This window comes from Candidatus Sulfurimonas baltica, assembly GCF_015265455.1.
Lineage (GTDB): Bacteria > Campylobacterota > Campylobacteria > Campylobacterales > Sulfurimonadaceae > Sulfurimonas > Sulfurimonas baltica.
Genome location: NZ_CP054492.1, coordinates 1 through 24,867 on the forward strand (window position 1 = coordinate 1; position 24,867 = coordinate 24,867).

Consider the following 24,867-nt stretch of genomic DNA (forward strand, 5'->3'; position numbering starts at 1 on the left):
GTGAATGTAGGTCAAAAAATTTTAGATTTGTTGAAAAAAGAGATAACAGAAGTTGAATATAACAGATATATAAAACATTTAGTATATGATACAAGAAAATCTAGCAGTGATTTGGCTATATTTTATGTTCCTAATACTTTAGTTTTAAATTGGATAAAAAATAAATATACTTCTAAAATTGAACATCTGTTTGAAATAAATAATAAAACAAAAGTAACTGTAAAAATCACACTTAAAAACTTTGAAACTAAAACAACTATTAAAAGTGAAAGTGAAAAAAAACCAACTCAACACTCACTTTTAAACCCTTCTCACACATTTGACAATTTTATGGTTGGCGGTTCTAATCAATTTGCTTACGCTGCTGTTAAAAGTGTAAGCGAAAAAGCAGGTGAAGTTTATAATCCACTCTTTATATATGGTGGTGTTGGTCTAGGAAAAACTCACCTTATGCAAGCAGCTGGAAATGTTTTTCAAAATCAAGGTAAAATTGTTATATATACAACAGTTGAACAATTTTTAAACGATTTTATTAGGCATTTAAGAAATAAATCAATGCAGTTATTTCAGGAAAAATACCGTAAATGTGATGTACTACTTATTGATGATATTCAATTTTTAAGTAATAAAGACAGTATTCAAGAAGAATTTTTCCATACATTTGAAGCACTTAAAGGTGCCGGAAAACAAATAATTCTCACAGCTGATAAACATCCTAAAAAAATTGGCGGTTTAGAAGAGAGACTCCAGAGTAGATTTGAATGGGGCTTAGTTGCCGATATACAACCACCAGAATTAGAGACTAAAATAGCAATTATTAAAAGTAAATGTGAAATAAATAAAGTTGTACTTACTAATGATATTATTAATTATATTGCTACCGTAATAGAGAGTAATGTTCGTGAAATAGAGGGAATATTATCTAAACTACATGCTTATTCACAACTTATACATGTAGATATAAATTTAGAATTTACAAAAAATGTATTAAAAGATCAACTTCAAGAAAATCTTGCTAATTTAACATTAGATACTATTACAAAAAGTGTATCAAAAGATTTAAATATAAAACCAAGTGAAATTCGTTCAAAAGGTAGAAGTAAAAATCTTGTATATGCAAGAAGAATAGCAATATATCTTTGTCGTGAGCTAACACAAAATACTATGCCTCAACTAGCTAAGTATTTTGGTATGAAAGATCATACTGCTATTAGTCACACTCTTAAAAAAATAAATGAACTCCTTGAAAATGATGAAGATTTTAAAGTAAAAATAGAAGAATTAACAAATAAAATTACTTCATCTTCTTAAAAAGTAAAAATTAGTAAAAAAAAGATATAATCATATATGTGAACAGTTGTGAATAAAGTTGCATAAGTTAGCAACTTCTATACTGCTCTTAAAATAGGGGTTTTAAAGTGATTTTCACATATTCACTTACCACTACTACTATTACTATAATTTTATAATATAAATAGGAATTCGTATGAAAATAATAATACAAAAATCTATAATAGAAAACATTTTGGTTCATGCTCAACCATTTCTAGAAAAAAAAGATACTTCTCAAATAACCTCACATATTTTTATGGATGTATCAAACTCAAATTTAACTATTAAAGCTACAGATTATGAAATTGGTTTTTTAGTATATACTGATAAAATTAATATTATTTCAAATGGTAGTGTTACAGCTAACGGTAAAAAATTTTTAGATATTGTTAGAATTTTAAAAGATGGTGAAATCAATTTAGAAGTTAAAAATGATATGTTATATATTTCTCAATCACATTCAAATTTTAAACTCCCTACATTTTCATATAATGAATTTCCAGAGTTTCCTAATTATGATGGAAAACCACGTATATCAATTGATTCACAAACATTAATTGAATCTCTTAAAAAAATTACACCTTCAATTGATACTAATAATCCTAAATTTGAATTAAACGGTGCTCTAATAGATATTAAACAAGATAGTATTAATTTTGCTTCTACTGATACAAGAAGATTAGCAGTTGTTAATGTAATAAATAATGGAGCCATCGAATTATCTATTATTCTTCCAAAAAAAGCAATTATTGAAATTCAAAAACTTTTCTTTGATAATATTGAAATTTATTATGATGAAACTAACCTAATAATTCATTCTGATCAATACACATTTTTTACAAAACTAATAAATGGTAAATTCCCAGAATATTCAAGAATTATTCCTAAAGAAATAGCAAATACCATAGTACTTCCTAAAGCTATAATGATAGAATCTATAAAACAAATTACTACAATTTCTTCAGATGTAAAAATAACTTTTTTAAATAATTTAATTACATTTGAATCACTTAGTGATGATAATATAGAAGCAAAAACTGATATAATTTTTGAAACAAGTTTTACATCCCCTTTCACTATTGCAATTAATAGTAAATATCTTTTAGATTTTTTAAATACAATTAATAATTCTGAATTTAGTATAGGATTAAATGAAGGTAATTTACCTTTTGTTTTAAGTGATGGCAACTTTAAAACAGTTGTTATGCCAATAGTAATATAACTCTTTTTAATATTAAAATTATTCCTCTTTAGTGGAATAATTAATTTATACTTTCGCAAATAATAATCATAAAACTTATTTTTAGTAAACATTAGATAGAATATCCCTAATTATATTAAGATTTTAATAGTAGGAATTATTTGATGGAACAAAATTATGGTGCTAGTAATATTAAAGTCCTTAAGGGTTTAGAAGCTGTTCGAAAACGCCCAGGTATGTATATTGGTGATACAGGTCATCGTGGTCTTCACCATTTAGTATATGAAGTTGTTGATAATTCAATTGATGAAGCGATGGCTGGTCATTGTAATACAATAAATGTTACGCTAACAAAAGAAGGAACTTGTAAAGTTTCTGATAATGGTCGTGGTATTCCTACTGGTATGCACCCTACTGAGGGCATGTCTGCTGCAACAGTTGTATTAACAGTTTTACATGCTGGTGGAAAATTTGACAAAGATACATATAAAGTATCTGGTGGTCTACATGGTGTTGGTGTTTCTGTTGTAAATGCACTTTCAGATAATCTTAAAATGACTATTTATAGAGATGGTGAAATTCATGAACAAAATTTTAAAAAAGGTATACCTCAAGAAGCATTATTTGTAACTGGAACTACTAGAAAAAATGGAACTACTATTGAATTTTCTCCTGATGAAAGTATTTTTACTGAAACAACTACTTTTGAATTTGAATATTTATCTAAACGTTTTAAAGAATTAGCATATTTAAATCCATTTATAACAATTATTTTTAAAGATGAGAGAACTAATGTAAAAGAGGAATATCACTTTGAAGGTGGTATTGCCCAATATGTTACAGATATGAACAAAAAAAATATAGTTGCTCAGGTCTATTCATTTTCTGCAAAAATAGAAGATATAGAGTTTGATATAGCACTTATGTATAATGACACTTATGAAGAAAAACTTGCATCTTTCGTAAATAATATTAGAACTCCTAATGGTGGAACACATGAAGCTGGTTTTAGAGCTGGTCTTACACGTGTTATTTCAAACTATAATACACAAAACGGTGCAGCAAAAGAGAAAGATTTAAAAATTAGTGGAGAAGATGCTAGTGAAGGTCTTATTGCTATTGTTTCTGCTCGTATACCTGAACCACAATTTGAGGGACAAACTAAAGGTAAACTTGGAAATACTTATGTAAGACCATTAGTTCAAAAACAGACTTATGAACTTCTTTCTAAATACTTCGAAGAAAATCCTCTTGAAGCAAAAGCTATAGTTTCAAAATCACTTATGGCTGCTCGTGGACGTGAAGCTGCAAAAAAAGCTCGTGAACTTACTCGTAGAAAAGATTCTATGAGTGTTGGAACACTTCCTGGTAAACTTGCAGATTGTCAAAGTAAAGATGCATCTATTTGTGAACTTTATCTAGTGGAAGGGGACTCTGCAGGCGGTTCAGCTAAGATGGGTCGTGATAGAGTTTTTCAAGCAATTTTGCCACTTAAGGGTAAAATTTTAAATGTTGAAAAAGCTAGACTCGACAAAATTTTAAAATCTGAAGAGATTACAAATATGATAACTGCTATGGGTTGTGGTATTGGTGAAGAATATAAAGAAGAAAAACTTCGTTATCATAAAATCATTATTATGACCGATGCGGATGTTGATGGTTCACATATACAGACACTATTACTTACTTTTTTCTTTAGACATTTCCGTGATGTAGTTGAAAAAGGTTATTTATATTTAGCTCAACCACCTCTTTATCGTTATAAAAAAGGTAAAAAAGAAATTTATTTTAAAGATGATCGTGCAATGAACGATTATCTTATTGAAAATGGTATAGAATCTTTAGAAATAGATGGTGTTGGAAGTAATGATTTAGTTGCATATTTTAGAATGGTAGATCATTATAGAGGATCACTTGAAGCATTAGAGAGAAGATATGCATTAGTTGATTTAATACGTTATTTTATTGAAAACCCTGATATTATAGGACTTGATATAAAAAGTATGTATGAAAATGTTGAAAAATTCTTACTTGATAGTGGAAATAATATTTTAACTAAAAGTATTACAGAAGATTCTATACATATTTTTGTTCAAACTAAAGATGGTATGGAAGAATTACTAATAAACGATGATCTATTTTCAGCTCCACATTTTAATGAGGCTAGTTTTGTTTTCAAAAAAATACAAGAGTGGAATCTAAGTTTTGGTAAAGATATTCTTCAAGTTTTACAAGATATTAATGAATATGCTAAAAAAGGTGCATATATTCAACGTTATAAAGGTCTTGGTGAAATGAATCCTGATCAACTTTGGGAAACAACAATGACACCGGAAAATCGTGTTTTACTTCAAGTAAAAATAGAAGATGGTGAATTGGCATCAGATACATTTACTCTATTTATGGGTGATGAAGTTGAACCGCGTCGTAATTATATTGAGACTCATGCTAAAGATGTTAAACATTTAGACGTTTAGAAATTATAATGTTACTTCCACAAACAAAAGAGAGAGAATACCGTTTTAGGTTAGCACTTAGAATGGTACTTCCTATTTTTGCTCTAGTTATTGCTCTTATTTTTCATACATTTATTACAAGCAGTGAAAATTTAAGTAGTTCTTTTTATATTGAATCAATTTTAGTTTTATTATTTAGTATTTACTTTATATTTTATCTTATATATAAAGGGTTTGATACTAAAATAACAGATAGTGTAACCAAAGTATTTACAAGAGAATATTTATATAAATATTTAAAAAAAGAATTAAAAGAGAATAAAGAATATACGCTTTTACTTATAAGTATAGACAATTTAAATGAGATAAACAGTCGTTATGGTATAAAAAATGGTGATAAAGTACTTTTTGAAGTTGCTAAATGGATAGGTGAATATTTTAAAACTAAAGAGATAATTAATTTTCCACTTGGACATATAAAAGGTGGTGATTTTATAGTCGGGCTTAAAGGTGATAAAGCAAATTACAAAACAGTATTAGAACTTATGTTTTTAAAGGCTGATGAATTTAAAGTGGATGATATAGAAGTTAAAATATCTGGAGCTATAAATGATACCGCTCTATCAATTGATATTTATTATCTTATAGAAAATCTTTTTGAATTACAAAATCAAAATTATAAACTTGTAGCAAATTTAGATGATGAGATGAATCCTAGTGAGTTGGAATCACATGTAATAAATGCAATAAAAAATAGAGACTTTGAAATAATGACACAAGATGTATTTGAAAAAGATTCTGTAATAATAAGTGAGTGCTTTATAAAGTTAAAAACTCAAAATCATAAACTTATTCATCCAAAAAAATATATGAAAGTTTTAGATAAACTTAGACTTATGGTTGATTATGATTTGATTGTTTTAGAAGAAAATATAAAAAATTGTAAAGCATCTAATAAAGATATATTTGCTATATCTATAACACCAACTTCTATTAGAAATCAGTTTTTTTTAAGTAGAGTAAAAGAGCTTATAAATAGTAATTCTAATGCAAAAAATAGAATAATTTTTTTACTTAGTGAAAAAGAGTATTATTCTAGAATTGAAAATTATAATATAATTTTACAATCATTAAGAAATATAGGTATAAAAATAGCAATTGACAGACTAGGATCAATTCACACAAGTTTTTTATATCTTAGAGATTTGGATATTGACATTGTTAGGTTTGATAGTTATTATACTAAAGATACAAATGAGAATAAATATAAAAATGTAATAAACGGTTTTAATATAATGGCACACCAAAAAGGTGTAAAAACTTGGATTAAAATGGTTGAAAATGAAAAAGAATATAATTTGTCAAAAGAGTTAGATATTGATTATATACAAGGTAAATATATAACACCTTTAAAAAAATTATAAAATTAAGGATTAAAATGAAATACGGTGAAAAAATTGTTAATGAATTTGATGTTGATAAAGATTTGGAAATTTGGCCAAATGAACATAAGAGAAATTATCTAATTAAAATGACTCTTCCAGAGTTTTCTTGCCTTTGTCCAAGAAGCGGATACCCTGATTATGCTACCATTTATTTAGAATATACACCAGATGAGTGGGTTGTAGAGTTAAAAGCTATTAAATTGTACATTAATTCATTTAGAGATAAACATGTATCTCATGAAAATAGTGCAAATGAAATCTATGAACTACTTGAGAGAAAATTAAAACCAAAGTATATGAAAGTTATTGCTGATTATAATCCTCGTGGAAATGTTCATACTGTTATAGAGATTGATAGTTCTAAGCTTTAGTTTCTTTGAAAATCTTTAGCTTCTTTTAGGTGATTGCTTAACCAATCAATTGCCCCAATATGAGTGGTAAACTCACAACTCATTTGAGCTTCATATGCTTCATCTAAAATTTTTGAAAATTCTGGAGACGGTTTAATTTTAAAATTCAAAATATCCTTCCCTTTTAAAAGAGGAGGGAGTTTTTCTTTTAATATATTTAACTCTTTAGCCCTTTTATAAATAGCTTCACCAGCTTCATATATATTAGAACTATTATTAGTAAAATATATTGCATTGCTTAAAATCAAAAGCTCTTCAATTTTTACCTCTGTAGCTAGTTTATATAGTCTATAGTTACCTTCAGATGAATAAAATATTTTATTAATTTCATTATGATTTTTTATAAGAGGTAAAACTCTATTAAGTAATTCTTTTTCATTTGTAAGATTTCGTATAAAATCTGTTGCTTGCTTATCATTATAATCAAAACACAAAGCTGCTAACATCAACACAGTGTTAGTAACTGAATTAGTTGTTAGTTGTTTTGATATTTCATCTAATACATAAATATTATTTGTATAAATATTAGTACCAAATTTTTTTAAAAGTTCAAAGCCAACAGAAGGTCTGTTTGATTTTAAAATAAGTTTTTTTATTTCCTCAAAAATTCTCTCTTTTGGTAATTCATTTAGCAATTGGTTGCTAACCATCTCTTTACAAAGTTCAAATAGTTTTTCATCTATACTAAGTTCAAATCTGGCACAAAATTGTGTTGCTCTTAGAACTCTAAGTGGGTCTTCTATAAAACTGTGTTCATTTACAGCTCTGAGTATTTTATTTTTTAAATCTATTAAACCATTAAACGGGTCAAGCAATATTTTATTTTTTACATCATACCCTATAGCATTTATTGTAAAATCTCTTCTGCTTGCTGCAGTTTTAAAATCTAAATTTGGGTTAATTTCTATTTGAAATCCACGATGACCAACATTATTTTTATTATCAACTCTGGGAAACGAGAAGTCTAATTCATACCCTTGATATTGTAGTTTACATACTCCAAAACTTTTACCAACACTATTGACACTTCCGAACTCTTGCAATAACTCTTCGAGTTTTGAAAATAATGATATTCCATAAACTTCTATATCAATATCTTTTGAATTTAGACCTAGTATTTTATCTCTAATAAATCCACCAACCAGTATGGGTAAAGCGTTATTATTATAAAGTTTGTCAAAAATAACATCTAACTTTTTTGGATAATTAATCATTAATATCTTTTTCATTTGGTTTGACAAAAGTATATCATTTATTTTACTTCCTTATAACATTTATTTGGGTATAATCGCGAAAAATTTTCCCATATTTAAAAGAGTGCTTATTGCTTATTTATAATATTTGGGAATTACACATGGAGAAAAATTAATGCAAAAAATTAGAAATATTGCCGTTATCGCTCACGTTGACCACGGTAAAACTACACTTGTTGATGGATTATTAGAACAGTCTGGAACATACGGTGCTCATGAAGCACACTCTGAAAGAGCAATGGATAGTAATGATTTAGAAAAAGAGCGTGGTATTACGATTCTTTCTAAAAATACAGCTATTCGTTATAAAGACTACAAAATTAATATTATCGATACTCCGGGTCACGCTGACTTTGGTGGAGAAGTTGAACGTGTTCTTAAAATGGTTGATGGTGTTTTAGTTCTTGTTGATGCTTATGAGGGTGTTATGCCTCAAACTAAGTTTGTTGTTAAAAAGATGTTAGCACTTGGTAAAAAGCCAATTGTTGTTATCAATAAAATTGATAAACCTTCAGCTGATCCTGAGCGTGTTGTTGATGAGATGTTTGACCTATTTGCTGCAATGGATGCAACTGATGATCAACAAGATTTCCCAATTATTTATGCTGCTGCACGTGATGGTATGGCAAAATTGAATATGAGTGATCCTGATGGAGATTTTGGATGTATCTTTGATGCTATATTAGAGCATGTTCCTGAGCCAGAGGGTGATAGAGAAAACCATACACAAGCTCAAGTATTTACACTTGATTATGACAATTATGTTGGTAAGATAGGTATTTCTCGTATTTTTAACGGTGTTATTAGAAAAGGTGACAATATTATGCTTGCAAAAGCTGATGGCGCATTAGTTAAGGGTAAGATATCAAAACTTATAGGTTTTCATGGTCTTAACCGTATGGAAATTCAAGAGGCTGAAGCTGGTGACATCGTTGCATTTGCTGGTTTAGAGACTGTTGATGTTGGAGATACTGTTTGTGATCCTGCCAACCCAATGCCACTTGACCCAATGCACATCGAAGAGCCGACTCTAACTGTTGTTTTCGCTGTAAATGATTCTCCACTTGCAGGTCAAGAGGGTAAGCACGTTACTTCAAACAAACTAAAAGAGAGACTTGAGTTTGAGATGAATACAAATGTTGCGATGAAGCTTGAAGTTGTTGGAGAAGGTAAATTTAAAGTTTCAGGACGTGGAGAACTTCAGATTACTGTACTTGCTGAAAATATGCGTCGTGAAAATTTTGAGTTTAGTATCTCTCGTCCAGAAGTTATCGTTAAAGAGATAGAAGGTGTTAAATGTGAACCATTTGAACATCTTGTTATTGATGTACCTGAAGAGTTATCTGGTGGTGTTATTGAGCGTCTTGGTAAAAGAAAAGCTGAGATGAAATCAATGCTTCCAATGGGGCAAGGTTTCCAAAGAATTGAGTTTGAAATCCCAGCTCGTGCTCTTATCGGTTTCCGTGGTCAATTCTTAACAGATACTAAGGGTGAAGGTATTATGAATCACTCTTTCTTAGAGTTCCGTCCTTATTCTGGAACTGTTGAATCAAGATCTTATGGTGCATTAGTATCTATGACTCCAGGTTCTACTTTAGCATTTTCATTATTTGGTATTCAAGATCGTGGTGTTCTTTTTATCGGTGTTCAAACTGAAGTTTATGAAGGTATGATTATTGGTGAACATTCACGTTCAAATGATTTAGTTGTTAACCCTATTAAAGGTAAAGCACAATCAAATGTACGTTCATCAGGTGCAGATGAGGCTATTAAACTTATTCCACCACGTGACATGTCACTAGAGCGTGCACTAGAGTGGATTGAAGATGATGAGCTTCTTGAAGTAACTCCTAAATCTGTTCGTATCCGTAAAAGATATTTAACAGAAGCTGAAAGAAAAAGACACTCTCGTAAATAGTAGTAATTTCTACACTCTTCAATTAATATTTTCACATATGCCATATTTGTCATATGTGAAATCTCCTCATTTAATAAACTTTAATAAATTTTAATTATTATAAATATGATATACTTTTATAAAATAACTAAAAGGATAAATAATGGATGATTTAATATACCCAGCTTCTTTACTTGCAATTGTTATAACAGCTTTTAGTTTCTTCCAGAGTGGCAATACTAAGTTTGCTTTATTTGTATTGGCAATAGGTATTTATATTATATATTCTCATGAAACTGGGAATACAGCAACAGATTTTAAAAATAATATGATTAACTCAATAGATGAAAAAGCTACAGAGTTCAAGAAAACTGATGATACAGGAAGATATGACACATATAGTGCGAAAAAGCTGGTAGATAAGGGGAAATAATAATTAATTATTATTTCTCTTAAAATCTTTTTCTATAACCATGACAATATGGTTTTGTTCCCTTTTTATTGTAGTAGTTTTGATGGTCTTCTTCAGCCTTATAAAACTCTTGTTTTTCTAGTATTTTTGTAGCAATATCAAAACCATTCTGCTTAAGTTGAGAAATAAGCTCTCTTATTGTATTTTTTTCGTTTTCATTATTCACAAAAACTGCCGAGAGATACTGTTCTCCTATGTCTGGACCTTGACCATTAGCTTGAGTAGGATCGTGAATCTCAAAAAAAGTTTTTGCAATCATTTTGTAAGATATTTTTGAACTGTCATAAATTACTTCAACTGCCTCAAGATGCCCTGTATTGGAGCGAACTACCTCATAATAGCTTGGGTTTTTTACATGTCCGCCCATAAAGCCAGAGTGAACCTCTTTTACACCATCTAGTTTTTCTAAGTAGTATTCAACTCCCCAAAAACAACCACCAGCGAAATAAGCTTTTGATAGATTGTCTACTTTAGCATCATCTTTTTTGTTAAATTCTAATGAGATTGAATTTACACAGTGTCTAGTGTTTTTGTCAGTATAGCCTTCGCCTTCAAATACATGTCCCAGGTGTCCGCCACATTTTGCACAAACTATTTCAACACGTCTGCCATCTGCATCAGGAACTCTTTTTACAGCCCCAGCAATTGCATCATCGAAACTTGGCCATCCACAGCTGGATTTAAATTTATCATCCGATTTGTAAAGTGGTGTCTGACATATCTTACATGTATATACACCACCATCTGTTGTGTCGGTATATTTCCCCACAAAAGGTCTCTCTGTACCTTTGTTTATAAGTACATATTTCTCTTCTTCACTAAGCTGTTCTATCCTACCCTTCCAGGGTTTTAAATCAATTGCATTCATTGTTGTAATTAAAAGTATGAAAGATATAAAAAGTTTCATACATTATCCTTTATAATAATTTTATTGGACTATTATAAGAAAATATTGTTTTATTAAAGTATCGTTTTGAAATTTGTCACAAATATGTAAAGTTAAATTTATATAGAGATGGCTATAATCGTACACTAAAATTTAAGGGTGTGAGATGAATAGAAAAAAAATATATAATCCAGAATCTAAAGAAAATGTAAATGATAGAAAAATATTTGGTGGAGATCCGACAGGGATATTTGAGCTAAATAATATAAAATATCAGTGGGCATATAATCTTTGGGAAGTGATGTTGAACAACACTTGGTTCCCAAAAGAGGTCGATATGACTCGCGATGTTATAGACTATAAAAATATTACACAAGCAGAAAAAGATGCTTATGACAAAGCTCTTTCACAGCTGATTTTTATGGATTCTCTTCAAACAAATAATATAATGGATAATATAAACCCTTACGTAACATCTCCAGAAGTCAACCTTATACTTGTTAGACAATCATTTGAGGAGGCGCTTCACTCACAAAGCTATGCCGTTATGGTAGATAGCATATCTACAAACTCTGAAGAAATTTATGACCTTTGGCGTCGAGATATGATGCTAAAGACAAAAAATGATGCTATTGCCAGTATTTATGATGACCTCTCTTCAAACCCCACTGAGCACAATTTTGTAAAAGCTTGTTTTGCAAATCAAATCTTAGAGGGAATCTATTTCTATAGTGGCTTTGCTTATATTTACACGTTGGCTAGAAGTGGCAAAATGCTGGGTTCTGCACAAATGATTAGATTTATTCAAAGAGATGAAGTTACTCACTTGGTTCTTTTTCAAAACCTTATAAATACACTTAGAAAAGAGAGACCTGATTTATTTACTGATAAGCTCAAAGAAGAGGTTATAGCAATGTTTAAACAGGCTGTACAACTTGAAACAGATTGGGGCAGATACATAACACAAGGGCAAATATTGGGCTTAACTGACACTATTATTGAACAGTACATTCAATATCTTGCAGATGACAGACTAGCGTCTGTTGGTTTTGAGAAGCTTTACAATGTAACAAATCCTATTAAGTGGGTTGATGACTTCTCAAAATTTAACGACCAAAAAACAAACTTCTTTGAGGGAACTGTTGCTAATTACTCAAAAGGAAGCCTTACTTTTGATGATGATTTTTAGAAATCTCATCTTTAAGCGCTTTAAATAATACCTTATAAGTATAACGGCTAAAAAGGTACTCTTTAGCGTTAAAAAGAGTCTCAAACATAATTTTCCATAGTGTTGAAAAGTTTTCATCACTACGAACACTGCAAAGCTGAATTTGCATCTCATACTCTATTTTGGCTAACTCTTTTGCGTGATGAACATAGTTTTTTATCAGAGTGTAATTAACACCAGTTTCTCTGATATCCTCAATCAATCTAATAATAGAAGCTTCTTTTTCAGTAAAATCATCATCTGCTAGCGGTACAAGTACGCCGTCACTTAGAAGTTGTTCTAAAAGTTTAATATCAAAGTCATAATGCTCTATAAATTGCTCTTTAGTATAGTGTTTAGCCCCTGCAGGTATAGCGCTTAGTGTTTGCATAAGTGGGGCTAACATTGAAAATGAACTTGAAAGAGATTGGTTTTTATGTTGCAGGGCAGTTTTTATCTGCTCATTTGAGCTTCCCAGCTCTTGCTTCATATATTTTATGTACTTAATCAGTTCTACATGTTCTTCACTATATCTGTGTACATTTGATTTAAATTTTTTTGCTTCAGGAAGTAAACCTTCTCTTATATAGTAAAGAATCGTTGATTTTGGTACATCTGTTTGTGTGACTATTTCTGATATTTTATATTCCATCTATTAGCCTATTAATATTGATATAAGAATTATACCCTATAATTTTAACGTTAAGTAGTACTTAACGTTTTTCAAACAAAGGATTAAATAATGCCTCGTTCAATACCTTGGTGGGTTGGTGGTATAGCCATGAGCTTACTGTTTTTTATTAGTTTTTCAGTTTGGGGTGCAGATAGACCAATCGGCGCTTCTACTGGGATGAGTTACCTTGCAAACTTAATTTTTGGTCTTGATGCCGAGGACCATAAATATGTTGCAATTATACAGGAGAGTGGTGCCTGGGAAGGTGTAATGCTTATTGGTGTATTTTTTGGTGGACTATTTATGTCTGTCTTTGTTACAAAAACGTTTCGCATTAGCTACATACCTACACTTTGGAAGGAGCGTAAAAATAGCTCTGTTAAATCTCGAATGGTTTGGAGTTTTATAGCAGGTTTTATGCTGGTTTTTGGAGCACGCTTAGCTGGTGGATGTAATGCTGGACATATACTCTCAGGTGGTTCACAAATAGCAGTTAGCGGGATTATATTTGCTGTTGTTGCATTAGGTACAGGAATGATAACAGGTAGATTTTTTTATAAGAAAAAGAGGTGTAGAGAATGTTAGATCGTATTTCAAATATGTTTAGCCTTGTAGCAAATCAAGCACATGGTTCTGTATGGCTTGTACTTTTTATAGGTTTTTGTTTTGGTGCAATTATTCTTTATTCACGTCTTGATAAGTTTGAAAAAATGGCCGGTTTTATGATTTTTGAGGATACTTTAGTTCCAAGAATGGCAATGACTACTGTTGCATTATCAAGCATAGGTTTTTACTTTTTAGTTGATTCTGGTTATGCTAGTTATGCTATCAAACCTACTATTTTAGGTGGCCTGATTGTTGGCGCAATAATCTTTGGTATTGGTTTAGTTATATTAGGAAAATGCCCATCAGCATTTTTTGTTTCAGTTTCAGAAGGTCGCGTTGATACTTTTGTTGGTGTTGTTGGAGGTATGGTTGGTGGAGCGGTTTTTACTCTTGTTTATCCGTGGATTGAAAATATTATAGGACCCAATTTGGGTAAGATAAGACTATCCGATGTATTTGGCGGATACGACTTGGCGATTGTTCTTGTATTAAGTAGTGTACTTTTGATAACAGCTTATCTTCTTCCAACCATTAATTATGAAGACCCTGCTGATAATAGAGAAACCAGAGTAAAATAGTTGAATAAAACATTATCTAAGAAATAAACTCTATAATTATAAAACGATAAGTCAAACTTAATGTTTTGGCAATAATTTTTAAATAACAAAGGAAAAAAAATGGCACATATAAAACTACCGGAATTTGAAGATATGAGTCCTGCAATTCAAGATAAAGCTCGTCCAATTTTAGAAAAAACAGGCAAACTAGGTGAAATATTTAAACTAATGGCACTTGATGATAAAATATATTTTGCAACAGACGGGATGATTCAAAAGTATCTACTTGATGAAACAACATTGTCTTATGATATTAAAGAGTCAATTGCACTTCTTATATCAGTAGAAAATGGCTGTAAAATGTGTGTTGATGTACATAAAGGTATCGCAGAAATGCTTGGACTATCAGATGAGAGAATAGCAGAAGTTTTACAAGGTGTTGATGCTATCAATACTGATGATAAAGAAAAAGCTCTTTTAAATTTTTGTATTAGAGCCTCTAAAAAAGATAACTACAAAGTACTTAAAAGTGAAATTGATGCACTGAAAGATATGGGTTATAGTGATGTTCAAATAGTTGAGGCAGTAGCAATAACAGGATACTTCAACTATATAAACACGCTATCAAATGTTTTTGCTTTAGGTCAATAAAAGATTATGAAATATATATTTTTAGCACTTATACTACTCTCTGGTATAGTTCAAGCAAAAGAGTTCAAAGCTGTTTTTGACTGCAGTTCGAAGAACAGCGGATACATTGTTAGCCGTATGTTTTTAATCGAGAGAACTATAGATATGATTGAGGAAAAAGGCGATAGCGTGAAATTTGCCATTACGATTCACGGCAGTTGCGCCCCTATAGTTTCAAAAAATATAGATGAGATTATAATGGATGATGCAGAGTTGGCAAATATGCAAAAAGCAAGAGAACAACTTGAGAGATTAGCTACTAAAAAAGGTGTTGATGTAACTGTTTGCGCGATGAGCCTAAATGCCAATACAATAGATAAAGATTATGTTCTCCCTTTTGTTAAAATATCAGAAAACAGTTTTATTGATACAATTGGTTATCAAAATGATGGCTATGCTCTTATGACATTTAAATAAGGATAAATATAATGGTAAAAAAAATTGTTACATACCCGACAACTCCAAGTTTGGAATTTGGTGCAAATGTTAGATTCTTTAATGATGAGCTATTCGCAATTGTCCAAGATTTAAAAGATACAATCCAAGCGAATGATTTAGATGCACTTGCGGCATTTCAGATAGGTTCACCACTCTCCGTTGTAGTAGTAAAAAAAGATGGCGAGTTTATAGAGTTGGTAAATCCGAGAGTTTTAAAAAGAGAAGGGAGTATTACGCCGGTTGAGACTACAGCCTATTTCCCCGGTATGAGTGCTAAAACAATAAGATATAAAAAAATCACCCTTATGTATGAGGACAGAAGTGGCAATCAGCAATTTTTAGAGGCTGATGGGGAGTTAGCCATAACTATTCAGAGAAAAATTGATTATGTTTTTGGCTCAAACTTTCGAGTAAGACTTGATGAGGCTGAGAAAAAACTTTTTGATTCAAAGCTGGAGTTTGGAACGGATGCGATTACGCAAAACGATTGTCCGACAGTGTTTAAAAGAGATAGAATACTTCAAGCTTTTAAATATCTTTTCATTTTTGGAATTATTGGTGTAGTATCGAGCTTTTTTATGAGTGATGAGAGTTTAAAGAGTTTGGTAACAGTAGAAAATTATATTATGATTTTAATGAGTTTTCTTATTGTTATTTATTTCTTATATGCGCAATATGAAGGGAAACAATATAAGCACTGCACCTCTTGTCAGATTGGAAATATAATAGGCACCACAATAGTTTTATTAATGAAGCTAACGGTACTTTTTTTAGCATACTATTTTATAATTTAAAGATATAATAATATACTAAATTCCTATCGGAGAGTAATATTATTAAAGAAAATATATCTAAAAGCGGTGAGTACAAACTCTGCTCACTACTTTTTGACACTACTAACAACTATAACACTAACCTGCAAACACTTTTAGAACTTATAAGTAAAACGGATGAAAAATCATTAATAGTCGCACCTGAAGTTTGTTTGACATCTTTTGATTATGAGAATATTGAAAAGGTGGTAGAGTTTTCACATGTAGCAAATGAAGCATTGATTAAAGCTTCAAAAAACAAAATAATTATAGCAACTATGATTGAGAAAAAAGATGGTGAAGTCTTTAATTTTGCTAAAATTTTTCACAATGGCGAGATAGTTCACACTCAAGCAAAAGCGAGACTGTTTCGTTTTGGTGATGAACATAAGTACATGTCGCAAGGTGAAGATAAAGATATTAAGATTGTTGAAGTTGACGGGATTAAAATAGGGATTTTAATCTGTTTTGAACTTCGCTTTAAAGAGTTGTGGCTTCGTCTTGAGGGGTGTGACGTTATAGCCGTTCCGGCTTGGTGGGGTGTTTTAAGAACTCAGCACTACAAAACACTAACACAAGCTCTTGCTATAATCAATCAGTGCTATGTCGTTGCAAGCGACTCTCTTAATAAAGAGTGCAGTAAAATGAGTGGTATTATAAAGCCACAAGGTGAAGTTGAGCTAAATGGGAATAAGCCTTGCTTAGAAGTGCCATATGATAAAAAAGAAATTGCCACAATGAGGCGATATATGGATGTAGGTATTGGATAGAATTACAGCAACAAAGACAGCTCGATTAGCAAACGATTGCCACCAAATATTTTCACTTGATGATGATGTAAAAGAGGCTATTTCCAGAACCAATAGAGAAGAGTTTGTGCCAATCGGTTTTAAACACAATGCCTATAAGTTAGATGCTCTTCCTTTGGGTTCATCACAATGGATAAGTTCACCTCTAACAGTTGCTAAAATGACCCAGTATTTAGAGACCAAGGGTGCAGATAGAGTTTTAGAAGTAGGGTGCGGAAGCGGTTATCAGGCTGCAGTTTTATCGCATCTGTTTCGCGGGGTGTTTACTATTGAGAGAATAGAGCCTTTGATGATAGAAGCAAAACTGCGCTTTAGAAAACTTGGAATTAACAATATTCACACAAGAACAGATGATGGACAAAACGGCTGGATTCAGTATGCTCCGTACGATAGAATTCTTTTCTCTGCAACCGCAAAAGAGGTTCCGCAAAAACTTTTTGAACAACTGCGTGATGGCGGGATATTAGTAGCTCCGATGCAGGTTGGATTAAAGCAGGTCATAACACGTTTTAGAAAAATAGGAGACTCCGTAGAGAGAGAAGAGTTGGAAGAGTGCGATTTTGTACCTATATTGGACGGGGTGCAGAAGTAATATAAATGAAACTATTTTTTGCAGCACTTCTTTTAGCTCTCTGCCTTGACGCCTCAACAAAGTTTGAGGATGCTCACGCTGTATATAAAAAGGGTGACTTCAAAAAATCATTTGAAATGTTTAAAAAACTGGCAAAAGATGACTCAGATGCCGCATATATTTTAGCTTACATGTACGAACAAGGCGAAGGGCATGAAGTAGACAAAGAAGAGGCTTCAAAATGGTATAAAATTTCATCTGAGAGTTACTACAAGCAAGCTAAATACAACTATAGCAGAGAGATAGAAAAAGAGCAAAAAAAATTATACACTTCTTTAGACAGACTAGATCAAAATGAAACAGAAGATACAATAAGGCAATACTCACAATCTCTTTATAATTTCAAAGCTCATAATGCCAACTATTTTTTGCCTATAAGTTACAGATATGACGGTGACTATGCAAATACGAACGGACATAAAGCAAAAGAGATAGAGACAGAGTTTCAAATTAGCGTTAAGTTTGATGTGGCAGCAAATATCCTTGGTCTCAACGAGATATACTCAATTGCTTATACCCAAAAGTCATTTTGGCAGTTTTATTCAGATTCGGCTTTTTTTAGAGAAACAAACTATAACCCTGAGGTTTTTGTTATGTTTCCAACCTCAGAGTTAAGCGATGGAAGGCTTATAAAGTCCATACGATTAGCAATTGCACATGAATCAAACGGAAGAGGCGGGGACGAAGAGCGCTCATGGAATTTTTTTAGTGGCAGCTTCTTGCTTCAGTATAAAACCTTGTTTGCAGAGTTGAAACTTTGGACAAGATTACCAGATACTAATGACTACAACCCTGATTTGATAGATTACATGGGACACGGTCATATAAAGTTTATGGTCCCATATAAAAAACATCTTTTAGAATTGAAGTTGAAATACAGTTATAGTAATAAAGGGGCTGCAGAGATAAACTACAGTTATCCCGCTTTTGGCAGAGATGATCTTTTTTTATATGTAAAACTATTCAGTGGATATGGTGAGAGTCTTATTGATTATAACAATCGCATAAAAAAGTTTGCAATTGGGTTTAGCATCTCAAGGTAGCAGATATATACTAAGTTTATTATTGTAAAATGTCAATCAATATAATATAGGATAGATTATGGAAGATATGTATGGCATAAAGTATTCAAAACCTGAAGTAGTCTTAATGCAAGAGACAGGTATTGGTGTGGCTGAAGCAGCGGCTAGAACTTGTTATGACTCGTTTGAGAACAGTGAAAATGAGGCTATAAAATATATTGAAAATCACATGCCGGATGATTCTACATGTAGAAAAATAAATGATATTGAAGAATCAAATCTTTTAGATGATTTGGCTTGGACATATTTTCACCACTCAATCTTAGAACATGCAAATCTTAGTTTTTTGATACGCTCAACTTCAAGGGGTGTTCTTCAAGAGCATGCTCGCCACCGCATACAAGCTATAAGTGTAAGAAGCACCAGATATACGATGAGTTCTATCATAAACGCATTCACGGCATCGCAAACTTCTGACAGTAAAGATTTTTTTGTAGAGAAAGTTTTAGGCTTTAATATGTTTGTAACTCAAGATGAAGAGTATAACAAAATCGAAATAGGTGCTATTTATGATAAGCTAAAATATCAATCATCAAAAGTGGATAATTTTGATGATATAGCAGTAGCAAAAAGCTCATTGGAATTTTTACAAGAGTTCAAAGGTGATTCAGAGGCACTTTTTTCTGCTTTAGAATCAGGGAAAAAGAAACGTAATGTCGGTGATGCTTTTAAGCATATAATAACAGACAATGTAAAAGTTGATATGGTTGTTACATTCAATCTCAGAAGCCTTAAAAACTACCTTACACTTAGAGACAGCGGTGCTGCATTTTTTCAAATAAGATGGCTGGCACAAGAGATGATGCGAAAAACACCATCAAAATATTTAGATTTAATTATTAAAAGGAAGTAGTTCATATGAAAAAATATATTTTAATATCTGGTTTTTTATTTGCTGTGTTATTCAGTGGATGTTCATATTTTAAAGTAAATGCTGCAATGTGTGATCAGATTGCAAAAGAGCCTAACGCTGTTATACCTCAAGAGTGCAGAAATTACAGTGAAGCAGATGCTCAAAAAGCATTTGATAAAACTAAGACTAAAACATCTACGCAGTTGAAAGATGATATAGAGTTTCATAAAGAGGGGAAATAGATGAGTATAGTAAAAGAGTTACAAAGCAGAAGTGGCGGCGTATGTGAGTTATGCGGAGGGAGTGACGGGCTGACTGATTTTGAAGTTGCACCCTCTGATGGAAGCAGTGAAACATCTGTTTGTATATGCTCTACATGTAGAGCTCAAATAGAGAATCCTGACAGCATGGATGAGAACCATTTTAACTGCTTAAATGACAGCATGTGGAGCGAAATTCCCGCTGTAAAAGTTTTAACTTTTAGACTTTTAAGTTTACTCAATCGCCAAGATTTAATGGATATGATGTATCTTGAAGAGATCGAAAGAGCTTGGGCAGAATCCGGTATAGGCAGTAAATCATCGGTAGTTCATAAAGACTCTAACGGGGTTGTACTTCAGGCTGGTGATACAGTTGTAATCATAAAAGATTTAGAGGTTAAGGGTGCAGGTTTTACAGCAAAGCGTGGTACAGCAGTTAGAAATATTTCATTGGTTCATGATGATGCGGAGCATATAGAAGGTCGCGTAAACGGAACAAAGATTTTTATTCTTACAAAGTTTCTTAAAAAATCATAATCTGATTTATTAATACCCATAAAGAGATAAATGAATCCTCTAAAATCTATAGCACTAAACATATCAATTCCTATACTGATATCTTTGGTGTTTGCGTTGATTGTTTTTAATGAAACAAAAATCCCGACCGCAATAATTGAATTAGTCCCGTATCTTTTTTATGCCATGAGTGCGCTCATAATATGGGTATCATGGCATTTTAACCGTAACAGATTTATCTTTGTTATAGTGCCGCTTCTTTTTATGCAAATTGGATTTGAATACCTAGGTGCTGCAAAAGCAACAGATTTGTTTTTGTATGTTTCACTTCTTTATCCTCTGCATATTCTTGTTTTTTTATTATTAAGAGAGAGAGGACTATTCTCAATCTGGGGCATTTTCAAGATTGTTTTTTTTGTTGTTGAGATAACAGCCGTCTTATATTTTATTTATTATCCCAATGCGGAGCTACTGGAAATGTTAAAGATAAAAATATTTGCAATATCTTTTTATCCGCTTAAAGATTTATCTGTAGCTATTGGTATTTTTGTAATGTTTATTATGAGTGCGTTAGTGATATTTAATAGACTGCTGATGTACAATAGCTCATTTTTAATTTTGACAATTACCTTTTATGGCGGCCTATACTTTATAAAAACGCAATATGTGAATGATCTTTCTCTCTTGGCTATAAGTGTGATTATCTTTGCTCTTCTTATCAGAGAGTCTTACCGCTTGGCTTTTTACGACGAACTTACATCCTTGCCAGGGAGAAGAGCGTTGGTCGAAGATATGGCAAAACTTGGTATAAGATATTCACTTGCTATGATAGATATAGACCATTTTAAAAAGTTTAACGATACATACGGACATGATACCGGCGATGAAGTCTTGAAGATGGTTGCATCAAAATTGTCAAATGTGACCGGCGGTGGAAAAGCTTACAGATATGGAGGAGAGGAGTTCGTACTACTCTTTCCATCAAAAGACTCAGGTGAGTCCTACACTCATACAGATATATTAAGGGATATAATTGCCAAAAGCCCTTTTAAAGTCAGAAACAAAGAGAGCTTTAAAGAGATATATATAAATATATCAGCTGGGGTCGTACAAAAAGCTTCAAAAGAGAGTAACCCGTTTACAGTTATGAAAAGAGCTGACAATGCTCTTTACAAGGCTAAAAAAGCTGGTAGAAACCAGGTAATAAAAGCATAAAAGGCACTATTGATATGCAAGCACATAATAGATTTTACAAGATAGATAAAGATTTTAGAAACCCTTATGCAAGAGACAGAGACAGAATTATTCACTGTGGAAGTTTTAGAAAACTAGAGTATAAAACGCAGGTTTTTTTAAACCAAGACGGGGACTTTTTTCGTACCCGCTTGACTCACTCTATTGAAGTTTCGCAGATTGCCCGCTCAATCACTTCCCATCTAGGACTGAATGAATCATTGGCAGAAGCTATTGCACTTGCTCATGATTTAGGGCATACCCCTTTTGGACATATAGGAGGAGACACTCTTAACAAGTGTTTAAGGGATGATGGGTTTGAGAATGGTTTTGAGCATAATTTTCAAAGTTTTAGAGTTGTTTCATCAATCGAGAAGAGGTATAAAGATTTTAATGGGCTAAATCTTACGTTTGCGACACTTGAAGGTATCTTAAAACACTCTTACCCATATAAAAAAAGCTTCTTACCCTCTATAATAGATGAGCAGTTTAACTTAGAGACGCATCCATCCATAGAGGCTATGGTCGTTGACAGAGCTGATGAGATAGCGTATATCAGTCACGATATTGATGATGGGATAAACTCGGGGCTAATATCTTTCAATGATCTCAAAGAGAGTGAGTTGATAAGTGAGATTTTAGAAAAAGTAGAAGCAGAAGGGATATCTGAAGATGAAGATGAGATGTTCCGTTACCGCTTTAGTTCACATCTGATAAACCATCTGGTTTTCTCTCTTTTAGAAAACTCTAAAGATAAAATTGACAATAGAGAGGTTTTTAGTGCTGTTTTGGATACAAAAATTGAGATTCCAATAGGTTTTAAACCAGAGCTTGAGAGTAAAATAAAAAAGCTAAAAAAGCTACTTTTTAACAAGCTTTATCAGCATAAAAAGATAGTAATAAAAATGTTTGCAGGCAAACAGGCTATCAAAGGCCTCTACAGAGGGCTTATGGAAGAGGAAAAAATGCTTCCAACATTTTATCGTGAGCAGCTAAAGAGCAGAAAAAAACATAGAGTTATAGCCGATTATATTGCTTCGATGAGTGACAGACATGCGTTAAGTTTTTATAATGAGATGTATGGAAAATTATAGGTAGATAAACTTTTAGATTTTATGTGATTTGGAGGTTTTTGAGGTTGTTTTAAAAGTAAACACAGCCCGAAGGCTTATGTCTATAGGCGTGATTCGTAACGTCTCATCATATAAAGACGCTTAAGCATTTTCTTACGAGATGCTATTAAGAACTTCTTACGTTTTTCAGTTTGCGTTTCATGGAAACGGCGAGCACGAGCTTCAGTAACGATTAAGTTACGGTCAGTCTGCTTTTTGAAACGACGATAAGATGCATCAAAATTGTCATCACTACGTAGTACTATACCAGGCATATCACATCACCCACTTTCTGTAAAAATTTTTGGAATGGAATTGTATCATAATATTTTATAATTACATAGCTTCTTAAACCACTTAAGAGTATAATATTTTTATGATTACCCAAGATTCTATAGAAGCCCTTAAAGCACGCCTTGATGTTGTTGATGTTGTAGGCTCTTATGTCGAGCTGAAAAAGTCAGGTGCAAACTATAAAGCACCATGCCCTTTTCATGATGAAAAATCTGCCTCTTTTGTTGTAAGCCCGACAAAGCAGATATATCACTGCTTTGGATGCGGAGCAGGCGGTGACAGCATTAAGTTTACGATGGAGTATGAAAAACTCAACTACCCAGAGGCCTTGGAAAAACTAGCATCAACTTATAATTTTTCACTCTCTTATACAGACAATAAGCAAAATAAGCCACGTTCACAACTTATGGATAAGTTAAATGAGTGGTATCAAAATCTTTTAACCTCTAAGCCAGCGGCAACACAGTATATAAAAGAGCGCGGAATCTATGAGAGTAGTGTTGAAAAATTCGGTATAGGTTATGCACCTGACACTGATGCTACGATAAACTATATAAAATCTCATCTTTTTAATATGAGCGAAGCTGTAGAGATGGGCGTTGTCGGCTTTGATAGCGGAAGATATTTTGCGAGATTTATAGAGAGGATCACTTTTCCTATCCACTCCGCTAATGGCTCTATAGTTGGTTTTGGTGGCAGAACTATAACAGGGCATCAGGCAAAGTATATAAACTCTCCGGAGACTCCATTTTTTAATAAGTCTCGTCTTTTGTACGCTTATCATCATGCAAGACAAGAGGTTTATAAAACAAAAGAGATAGTTATAACAGAGGGGTATCTTGATGTTATTATGCTGCATCAAGCTGGGTTTACAAACGCAGTAGCAACTTTAGGAACAGCTTTGACTGCGGAACATTTGCCACTACTGAGAAAGGGTGAACCTAAAGTTATAATGGCGTACGATGGGGATAAACCAGGACGAGCAGCTGCACTTAAAGCATCAAGAATTCTAAGTGCAGGCGGTTTCAGTGGAGGTGTTGTTATTTTCTCAGATGGACTTGATCCGGCAGATATGGTGAAAAATGGCAAAGTAGAAGAACTTGCGACCATGTTCAGAACACCAAAACCATTTATAGAGTTTGTTTTAGAAGAGATAATCTCAAGCTACAATCTACGTGACCCAAAAGCAAAAGAGGCTTGCATGCAAGATGGAATAGGGTATCTTAAAACTTTATCTCCAATGTTGCAGGAAAAATATAAATCATATTTGGCTTCACGACTAGGATTGAACCCATCATACGTTAAGCTAACTAACCAGACTAACCAAGCTAACATAAACAAGATTGACAGTAGTCGCCACCGGGATATGTGGGAACTCAGTCTTATAAAAACTGTTTTGGAAAAACCAGAGTTAATAAACCAGATATTAGATGTTTTAGACCCATCACTTTTGCAGTTTCACTCTTTAGAGTTGGCACTGGCTCTTGGAGGAAAGTTTGATGAACCAAAGCTTATGGCAATATCGGTGGATGATAAGATAAAATCGCTTATAGATGAAGAGTCATTAAAGGCTGAACTGATAGCTTTTTTAACAAAACATTATGAGCGTGAGTTAAAAAAAGTAAATATGCAAAACGCTGTCTCTTTTGAAGAGAAAGCGTTTTATATTCGTAAATTTCGTGGGAAGATAGCAACACTAAAAAGAGGTGAACTTGTAGCTTTTAAAAGCTAAATTCATTAGC

At 32.2% G+C, this 24,867-nt stretch carries 26 protein-coding genes; 22 read left to right on the forward strand and 4 right to left on the reverse strand.

Features of this window, described 5'->3' with window-relative positions; genetic code table 11:
• The 5 genes from dnaA (at position 1) to queF (ending at position 6,805) form a co-directional block, all read left to right on the forward strand.
• Positions 1 to 1,311: a chromosomal replication initiator protein DnaA gene (gene dnaA / locus HUE88_RS00005; protein ID WP_194369861.1), complete on the forward strand. Its 1,311-nt coding sequence runs from the start codon at positions 1 to 3 to the stop codon at positions 1,309 to 1,311.
• A 175-nt stretch (positions 1,312 to 1,486) separates the two neighbouring features.
• Positions 1,487 to 2,554, forward strand: coding sequence for a DNA polymerase III subunit beta (gene dnaN / locus HUE88_RS00010; RefSeq protein ID WP_194369863.1), 1,068 nt, complete (start codon positions 1,487 to 1,489; stop codon positions 2,552 to 2,554).
• A 143-nt stretch (positions 2,555 to 2,697) separates the two neighbouring features.
• Entirely contained in the window at positions 2,698 to 5,010 is a 2,313-nt protein-coding gene (gene gyrB, locus HUE88_RS00015; protein ID WP_194369866.1) for a DNA topoisomerase (ATP-hydrolyzing) subunit B, read from the forward strand.
• An 8-nt stretch (positions 5,011 to 5,018) separates the two neighbouring features.
• Entirely contained in the window at positions 5,019 to 6,413 is a 1,395-nt protein-coding gene (locus tag HUE88_RS00020; protein WP_229860104.1) for a bifunctional diguanylate cyclase/phosphodiesterase, read from the forward strand.
• 14 nt (positions 6,414 to 6,427) lie between these two features.
• Complete coding sequence (queF, locus tag HUE88_RS00025) at positions 6,428 to 6,805, forward strand: preQ(1) synthase (RefSeq protein WP_194369868.1); 378 nt, start codon at positions 6,428 to 6,430, stop codon at positions 6,803 to 6,805.
• Here queF and HUE88_RS00030 read toward each other — a convergent pair.
• Positions 6,802 to 8,058, reverse strand: coding sequence for a CCA tRNA nucleotidyltransferase (locus tag HUE88_RS00030; RefSeq protein WP_194369870.1), 1,257 nt, complete (start codon positions 8,056 to 8,058; stop codon positions 6,802 to 6,804). The genes queF and HUE88_RS00030 overlap by 4 nt on opposite strands.
• Positions 8,059 to 8,212: 154 nt before the next feature.
• On the opposite strand from HUE88_RS00030, the gene typA reads away from it, so the two are divergent.
• The gene (gene typA / locus HUE88_RS00035) at positions 8,213 to 10,015 is read left to right on the forward strand and encodes a translational GTPase TypA (RefSeq protein ID WP_194369872.1); all 1,803 of its coding nucleotides are present in this window, start codon (positions 8,213 to 8,215) and stop codon (positions 10,013 to 10,015) included.
• A 142-nt stretch (positions 10,016 to 10,157) separates the two neighbouring features.
• On the forward strand, positions 10,158 to 10,427 hold the full coding sequence (locus tag HUE88_RS00040; protein ID WP_194369874.1) for a hypothetical protein: 270 nt from the start codon (positions 10,158 to 10,160) through the stop codon (positions 10,425 to 10,427).
• A gap of 19 nt (positions 10,428 to 10,446) precedes the next feature.
• Here HUE88_RS00040 and HUE88_RS00045 read toward each other — a convergent pair whose 3' ends face one another.
• A complete protein-coding gene (locus HUE88_RS00045) occupies positions 10,447 to 11,373 on the reverse strand; it encodes a bifunctional methionine sulfoxide reductase B/A protein (RefSeq protein ID WP_194369876.1) in 927 nt (308 codons plus the stop codon).
• 145 nt (positions 11,374 to 11,518) lie between these two features.
• Here HUE88_RS00045 and HUE88_RS00050 point away from each other — a divergent pair, with 145 nt between their 5' ends.
• The gene (locus HUE88_RS00050) at positions 11,519 to 12,541 is read left to right on the forward strand and encodes a ribonucleotide-diphosphate reductase subunit beta (protein WP_194369878.1); all 1,023 of its coding nucleotides are present in this window, start codon (positions 11,519 to 11,521) and stop codon (positions 12,539 to 12,541) included.
• On the opposite strand, the gene HUE88_RS00055 is transcribed toward HUE88_RS00050, so the two are convergent.
• Positions 12,519 to 13,211 (reverse strand): MerR family transcriptional regulator, encoded by a 693-nt coding sequence (locus tag HUE88_RS00055; protein WP_194369880.1) that lies wholly within the window; start codon positions 13,209 to 13,211, stop codon positions 12,519 to 12,521. The genes HUE88_RS00050 and HUE88_RS00055 overlap by 23 nt on opposite strands.
• Positions 13,212 to 13,301: 90 nt before the next feature.
• On the opposite strand from HUE88_RS00055, the gene HUE88_RS00060 reads away from it, so the two are divergent.
• The 13 genes from HUE88_RS00060 to HUE88_RS00120 all read left to right on the forward strand — a co-directional run bounded on the left by HUE88_RS00060 (position 13,302) and on the right by HUE88_RS00120 (position 22,813).
• Entirely contained in the window at positions 13,302 to 13,817 is a 516-nt protein-coding gene (locus HUE88_RS00060) for a YeeE/YedE thiosulfate transporter family protein (protein ID WP_194369882.1), read from the forward strand.
• Positions 13,811 to 14,416, forward strand: a complete 606-nt coding sequence (locus HUE88_RS00065; RefSeq protein ID WP_194369884.1) for a YeeE/YedE thiosulfate transporter family protein — start codon at positions 13,811 to 13,813, stop codon at positions 14,414 to 14,416. Before HUE88_RS00060 ends, HUE88_RS00065 begins: the two co-directional genes overlap by 7 nt.
• Positions 14,417 to 14,515: 99 nt before the next feature.
• Positions 14,516 to 15,046 (forward strand): carboxymuconolactone decarboxylase family protein, encoded by a 531-nt coding sequence (locus HUE88_RS00070; protein ID WP_194369887.1) that lies wholly within the window; start codon positions 14,516 to 14,518, stop codon positions 15,044 to 15,046.
• Between the two features lie 6 nt (positions 15,047 to 15,052).
• Positions 15,053 to 15,502, forward strand: a complete 450-nt coding sequence (locus HUE88_RS00075) for a DsrE family protein (RefSeq protein ID WP_194369890.1) — start codon at positions 15,053 to 15,055, stop codon at positions 15,500 to 15,502.
• Positions 15,503 to 15,513: 11 nt separating this feature from the next.
• Positions 15,514 to 16,317, forward strand: coding sequence for a peptide deformylase (locus tag HUE88_RS00080; RefSeq protein WP_194369892.1), 804 nt, complete (start codon positions 15,514 to 15,516; stop codon positions 16,315 to 16,317).
• A 122-nt stretch (positions 16,318 to 16,439) separates the two neighbouring features.
• Positions 16,440 to 17,105: a carbon-nitrogen hydrolase family protein gene (locus HUE88_RS00085; protein WP_194372445.1), complete on the forward strand. Its 666-nt coding sequence runs from the start codon at positions 16,440 to 16,442 to the stop codon at positions 17,103 to 17,105.
• Positions 17,098 to 17,736 (forward strand): protein-L-isoaspartate(D-aspartate) O-methyltransferase, encoded by a 639-nt coding sequence (locus tag HUE88_RS00090; protein ID WP_194369894.1) that lies wholly within the window; start codon positions 17,098 to 17,100, stop codon positions 17,734 to 17,736. The genes HUE88_RS00085 and HUE88_RS00090 overlap by 8 nt, the downstream gene beginning before the upstream one ends.
• A gap of 5 nt (positions 17,737 to 17,741) precedes the next feature.
• Complete coding sequence (locus HUE88_RS00095; RefSeq protein ID WP_194369896.1) at positions 17,742 to 18,818, forward strand: phospholipase A; 1,077 nt, start codon at positions 17,742 to 17,744, stop codon at positions 18,816 to 18,818.
• Positions 18,819 to 18,876: 58 nt separating this feature from the next.
• A complete protein-coding gene (locus HUE88_RS00100; protein WP_194369898.1) occupies positions 18,877 to 19,710 on the forward strand; it encodes an FAD-dependent thymidylate synthase in 834 nt (277 codons plus the stop codon).
• Positions 19,711 to 19,715: 5 nt separating this feature from the next.
• On the forward strand, positions 19,716 to 19,952 hold the full coding sequence (locus tag HUE88_RS00105) for a hypothetical protein (protein ID WP_194369900.1): 237 nt from the start codon (positions 19,716 to 19,718) through the stop codon (positions 19,950 to 19,952).
• Positions 19,953 to 20,507 (forward strand): PhnA domain-containing protein, encoded by a 555-nt coding sequence (locus HUE88_RS00110; protein WP_194369902.1) that lies wholly within the window; start codon positions 19,953 to 19,955, stop codon positions 20,505 to 20,507.
• Between the two features lie 30 nt (positions 20,508 to 20,537).
• Complete coding sequence (locus HUE88_RS00115; protein WP_194369904.1) at positions 20,538 to 21,701, forward strand: GGDEF domain-containing protein; 1,164 nt, start codon at positions 20,538 to 20,540, stop codon at positions 21,699 to 21,701.
• Between the two features lie 14 nt (positions 21,702 to 21,715).
• Positions 21,716 to 22,813 carry a deoxyguanosinetriphosphate triphosphohydrolase family protein gene (locus tag HUE88_RS00120; RefSeq protein ID WP_194369906.1) on the forward strand — a complete coding sequence of 366 codons (1,098 nt, stop codon included), beginning with the start codon at positions 21,716 to 21,718 and terminating at the stop codon, positions 22,811 to 22,813.
• Positions 22,814 to 22,893: 80 nt separating this feature from the next.
• On the opposite strand, the gene rpsU is transcribed toward HUE88_RS00120, so the two are convergent.
• Complete coding sequence (gene rpsU / locus HUE88_RS00125) at positions 22,894 to 23,106, reverse strand: 30S ribosomal protein S21 (RefSeq protein ID WP_194369908.1); 213 nt, start codon at positions 23,104 to 23,106, stop codon at positions 22,894 to 22,896.
• Positions 23,107 to 23,207: 101 nt separating this feature from the next.
• Here rpsU and dnaG point away from each other — a divergent pair, with 101 nt between their 5' ends.
• Positions 23,208 to 24,857: a DNA primase gene (dnaG, locus tag HUE88_RS00130; protein WP_194369910.1), complete on the forward strand. Its 1,650-nt coding sequence runs from the start codon at positions 23,208 to 23,210 to the stop codon at positions 24,855 to 24,857.
• Positions 24,858 to 24,867 lie beyond the last annotated feature (10 nt).

Coding starts and splice junctions, on each gene's coding strand:
- dnaN (WP_194369863.1), top strand. CDS start 1,487: ATGAAAATAATAATACAAAAATCTATAATAGAAAACATTTTGGTTCAT.
- gyrB (WP_194369866.1), top strand. CDS start 2,698: ATGGAACAAAATTATGGTGCTAGTAATATTAAAGTCCTTAAGGGTTTA.
- HUE88_RS00020 (WP_229860104.1), top strand. CDS start 5,019: ATGTTACTTCCACAAACAAAAGAGAGAGAATACCGTTTTAGGTTAGCA.
- queF (WP_194369868.1), top strand. CDS start 6,428: ATGAAATACGGTGAAAAAATTGTTAATGAATTTGATGTTGATAAAGAT.
- HUE88_RS00030 (WP_194369870.1), bottom strand. CDS start 8,058: ATGATTAATTATCCAAAAAAGTTAGATGTTATTTTTGACAAACTTTAT.
- typA (WP_194369872.1), top strand. CDS start 8,213: ATGCAAAAAATTAGAAATATTGCCGTTATCGCTCACGTTGACCACGGT.
- HUE88_RS00040 (WP_194369874.1), top strand. CDS start 10,158: ATGGATGATTTAATATACCCAGCTTCTTTACTTGCAATTGTTATAACA.
- HUE88_RS00045 (WP_194369876.1), bottom strand. CDS start 11,373: ATGAAACTTTTTATATCTTTCATACTTTTAATTACAACAATGAATGCA.
- HUE88_RS00050 (WP_194369878.1), top strand. CDS start 11,519: ATGAATAGAAAAAAAATATATAATCCAGAATCTAAAGAAAATGTAAAT.
- HUE88_RS00055 (WP_194369880.1), bottom strand. CDS start 13,211: ATGGAATATAAAATATCAGAAATAGTCACACAAACAGATGTACCAAAA.
- HUE88_RS00060 (WP_194369882.1), top strand. CDS start 13,302: ATGCCTCGTTCAATACCTTGGTGGGTTGGTGGTATAGCCATGAGCTTA.
- HUE88_RS00065 (WP_194369884.1), top strand. CDS start 13,811: ATGTTAGATCGTATTTCAAATATGTTTAGCCTTGTAGCAAATCAAGCA.
- HUE88_RS00070 (WP_194369887.1), top strand. CDS start 14,516: ATGGCACATATAAAACTACCGGAATTTGAAGATATGAGTCCTGCAATT.
- HUE88_RS00075 (WP_194369890.1), top strand. CDS start 15,053: ATGAAATATATATTTTTAGCACTTATACTACTCTCTGGTATAGTTCAA.
- HUE88_RS00080 (WP_194369892.1), top strand. CDS start 15,514: ATGGTAAAAAAAATTGTTACATACCCGACAACTCCAAGTTTGGAATTT.
- HUE88_RS00095 (WP_194369896.1), top strand. CDS start 17,742: ATGAAACTATTTTTTGCAGCACTTCTTTTAGCTCTCTGCCTTGACGCC.
- HUE88_RS00100 (WP_194369898.1), top strand. CDS start 18,877: ATGGAAGATATGTATGGCATAAAGTATTCAAAACCTGAAGTAGTCTTA.
- HUE88_RS00105 (WP_194369900.1), top strand. CDS start 19,716: ATGAAAAAATATATTTTAATATCTGGTTTTTTATTTGCTGTGTTATTC.
- HUE88_RS00110 (WP_194369902.1), top strand. CDS start 19,953: ATGAGTATAGTAAAAGAGTTACAAAGCAGAAGTGGCGGCGTATGTGAG.
- HUE88_RS00115 (WP_194369904.1), top strand. CDS start 20,538: ATGAATCCTCTAAAATCTATAGCACTAAACATATCAATTCCTATACTG.
- HUE88_RS00120 (WP_194369906.1), top strand. CDS start 21,716: ATGCAAGCACATAATAGATTTTACAAGATAGATAAAGATTTTAGAAAC.
- rpsU (WP_194369908.1), bottom strand. CDS start 23,106: ATGCCTGGTATAGTACTACGTAGTGATGACAATTTTGATGCATCTTAT.
- dnaG (WP_194369910.1), top strand. CDS start 23,208: ATGATTACCCAAGATTCTATAGAAGCCCTTAAAGCACGCCTTGATGTT.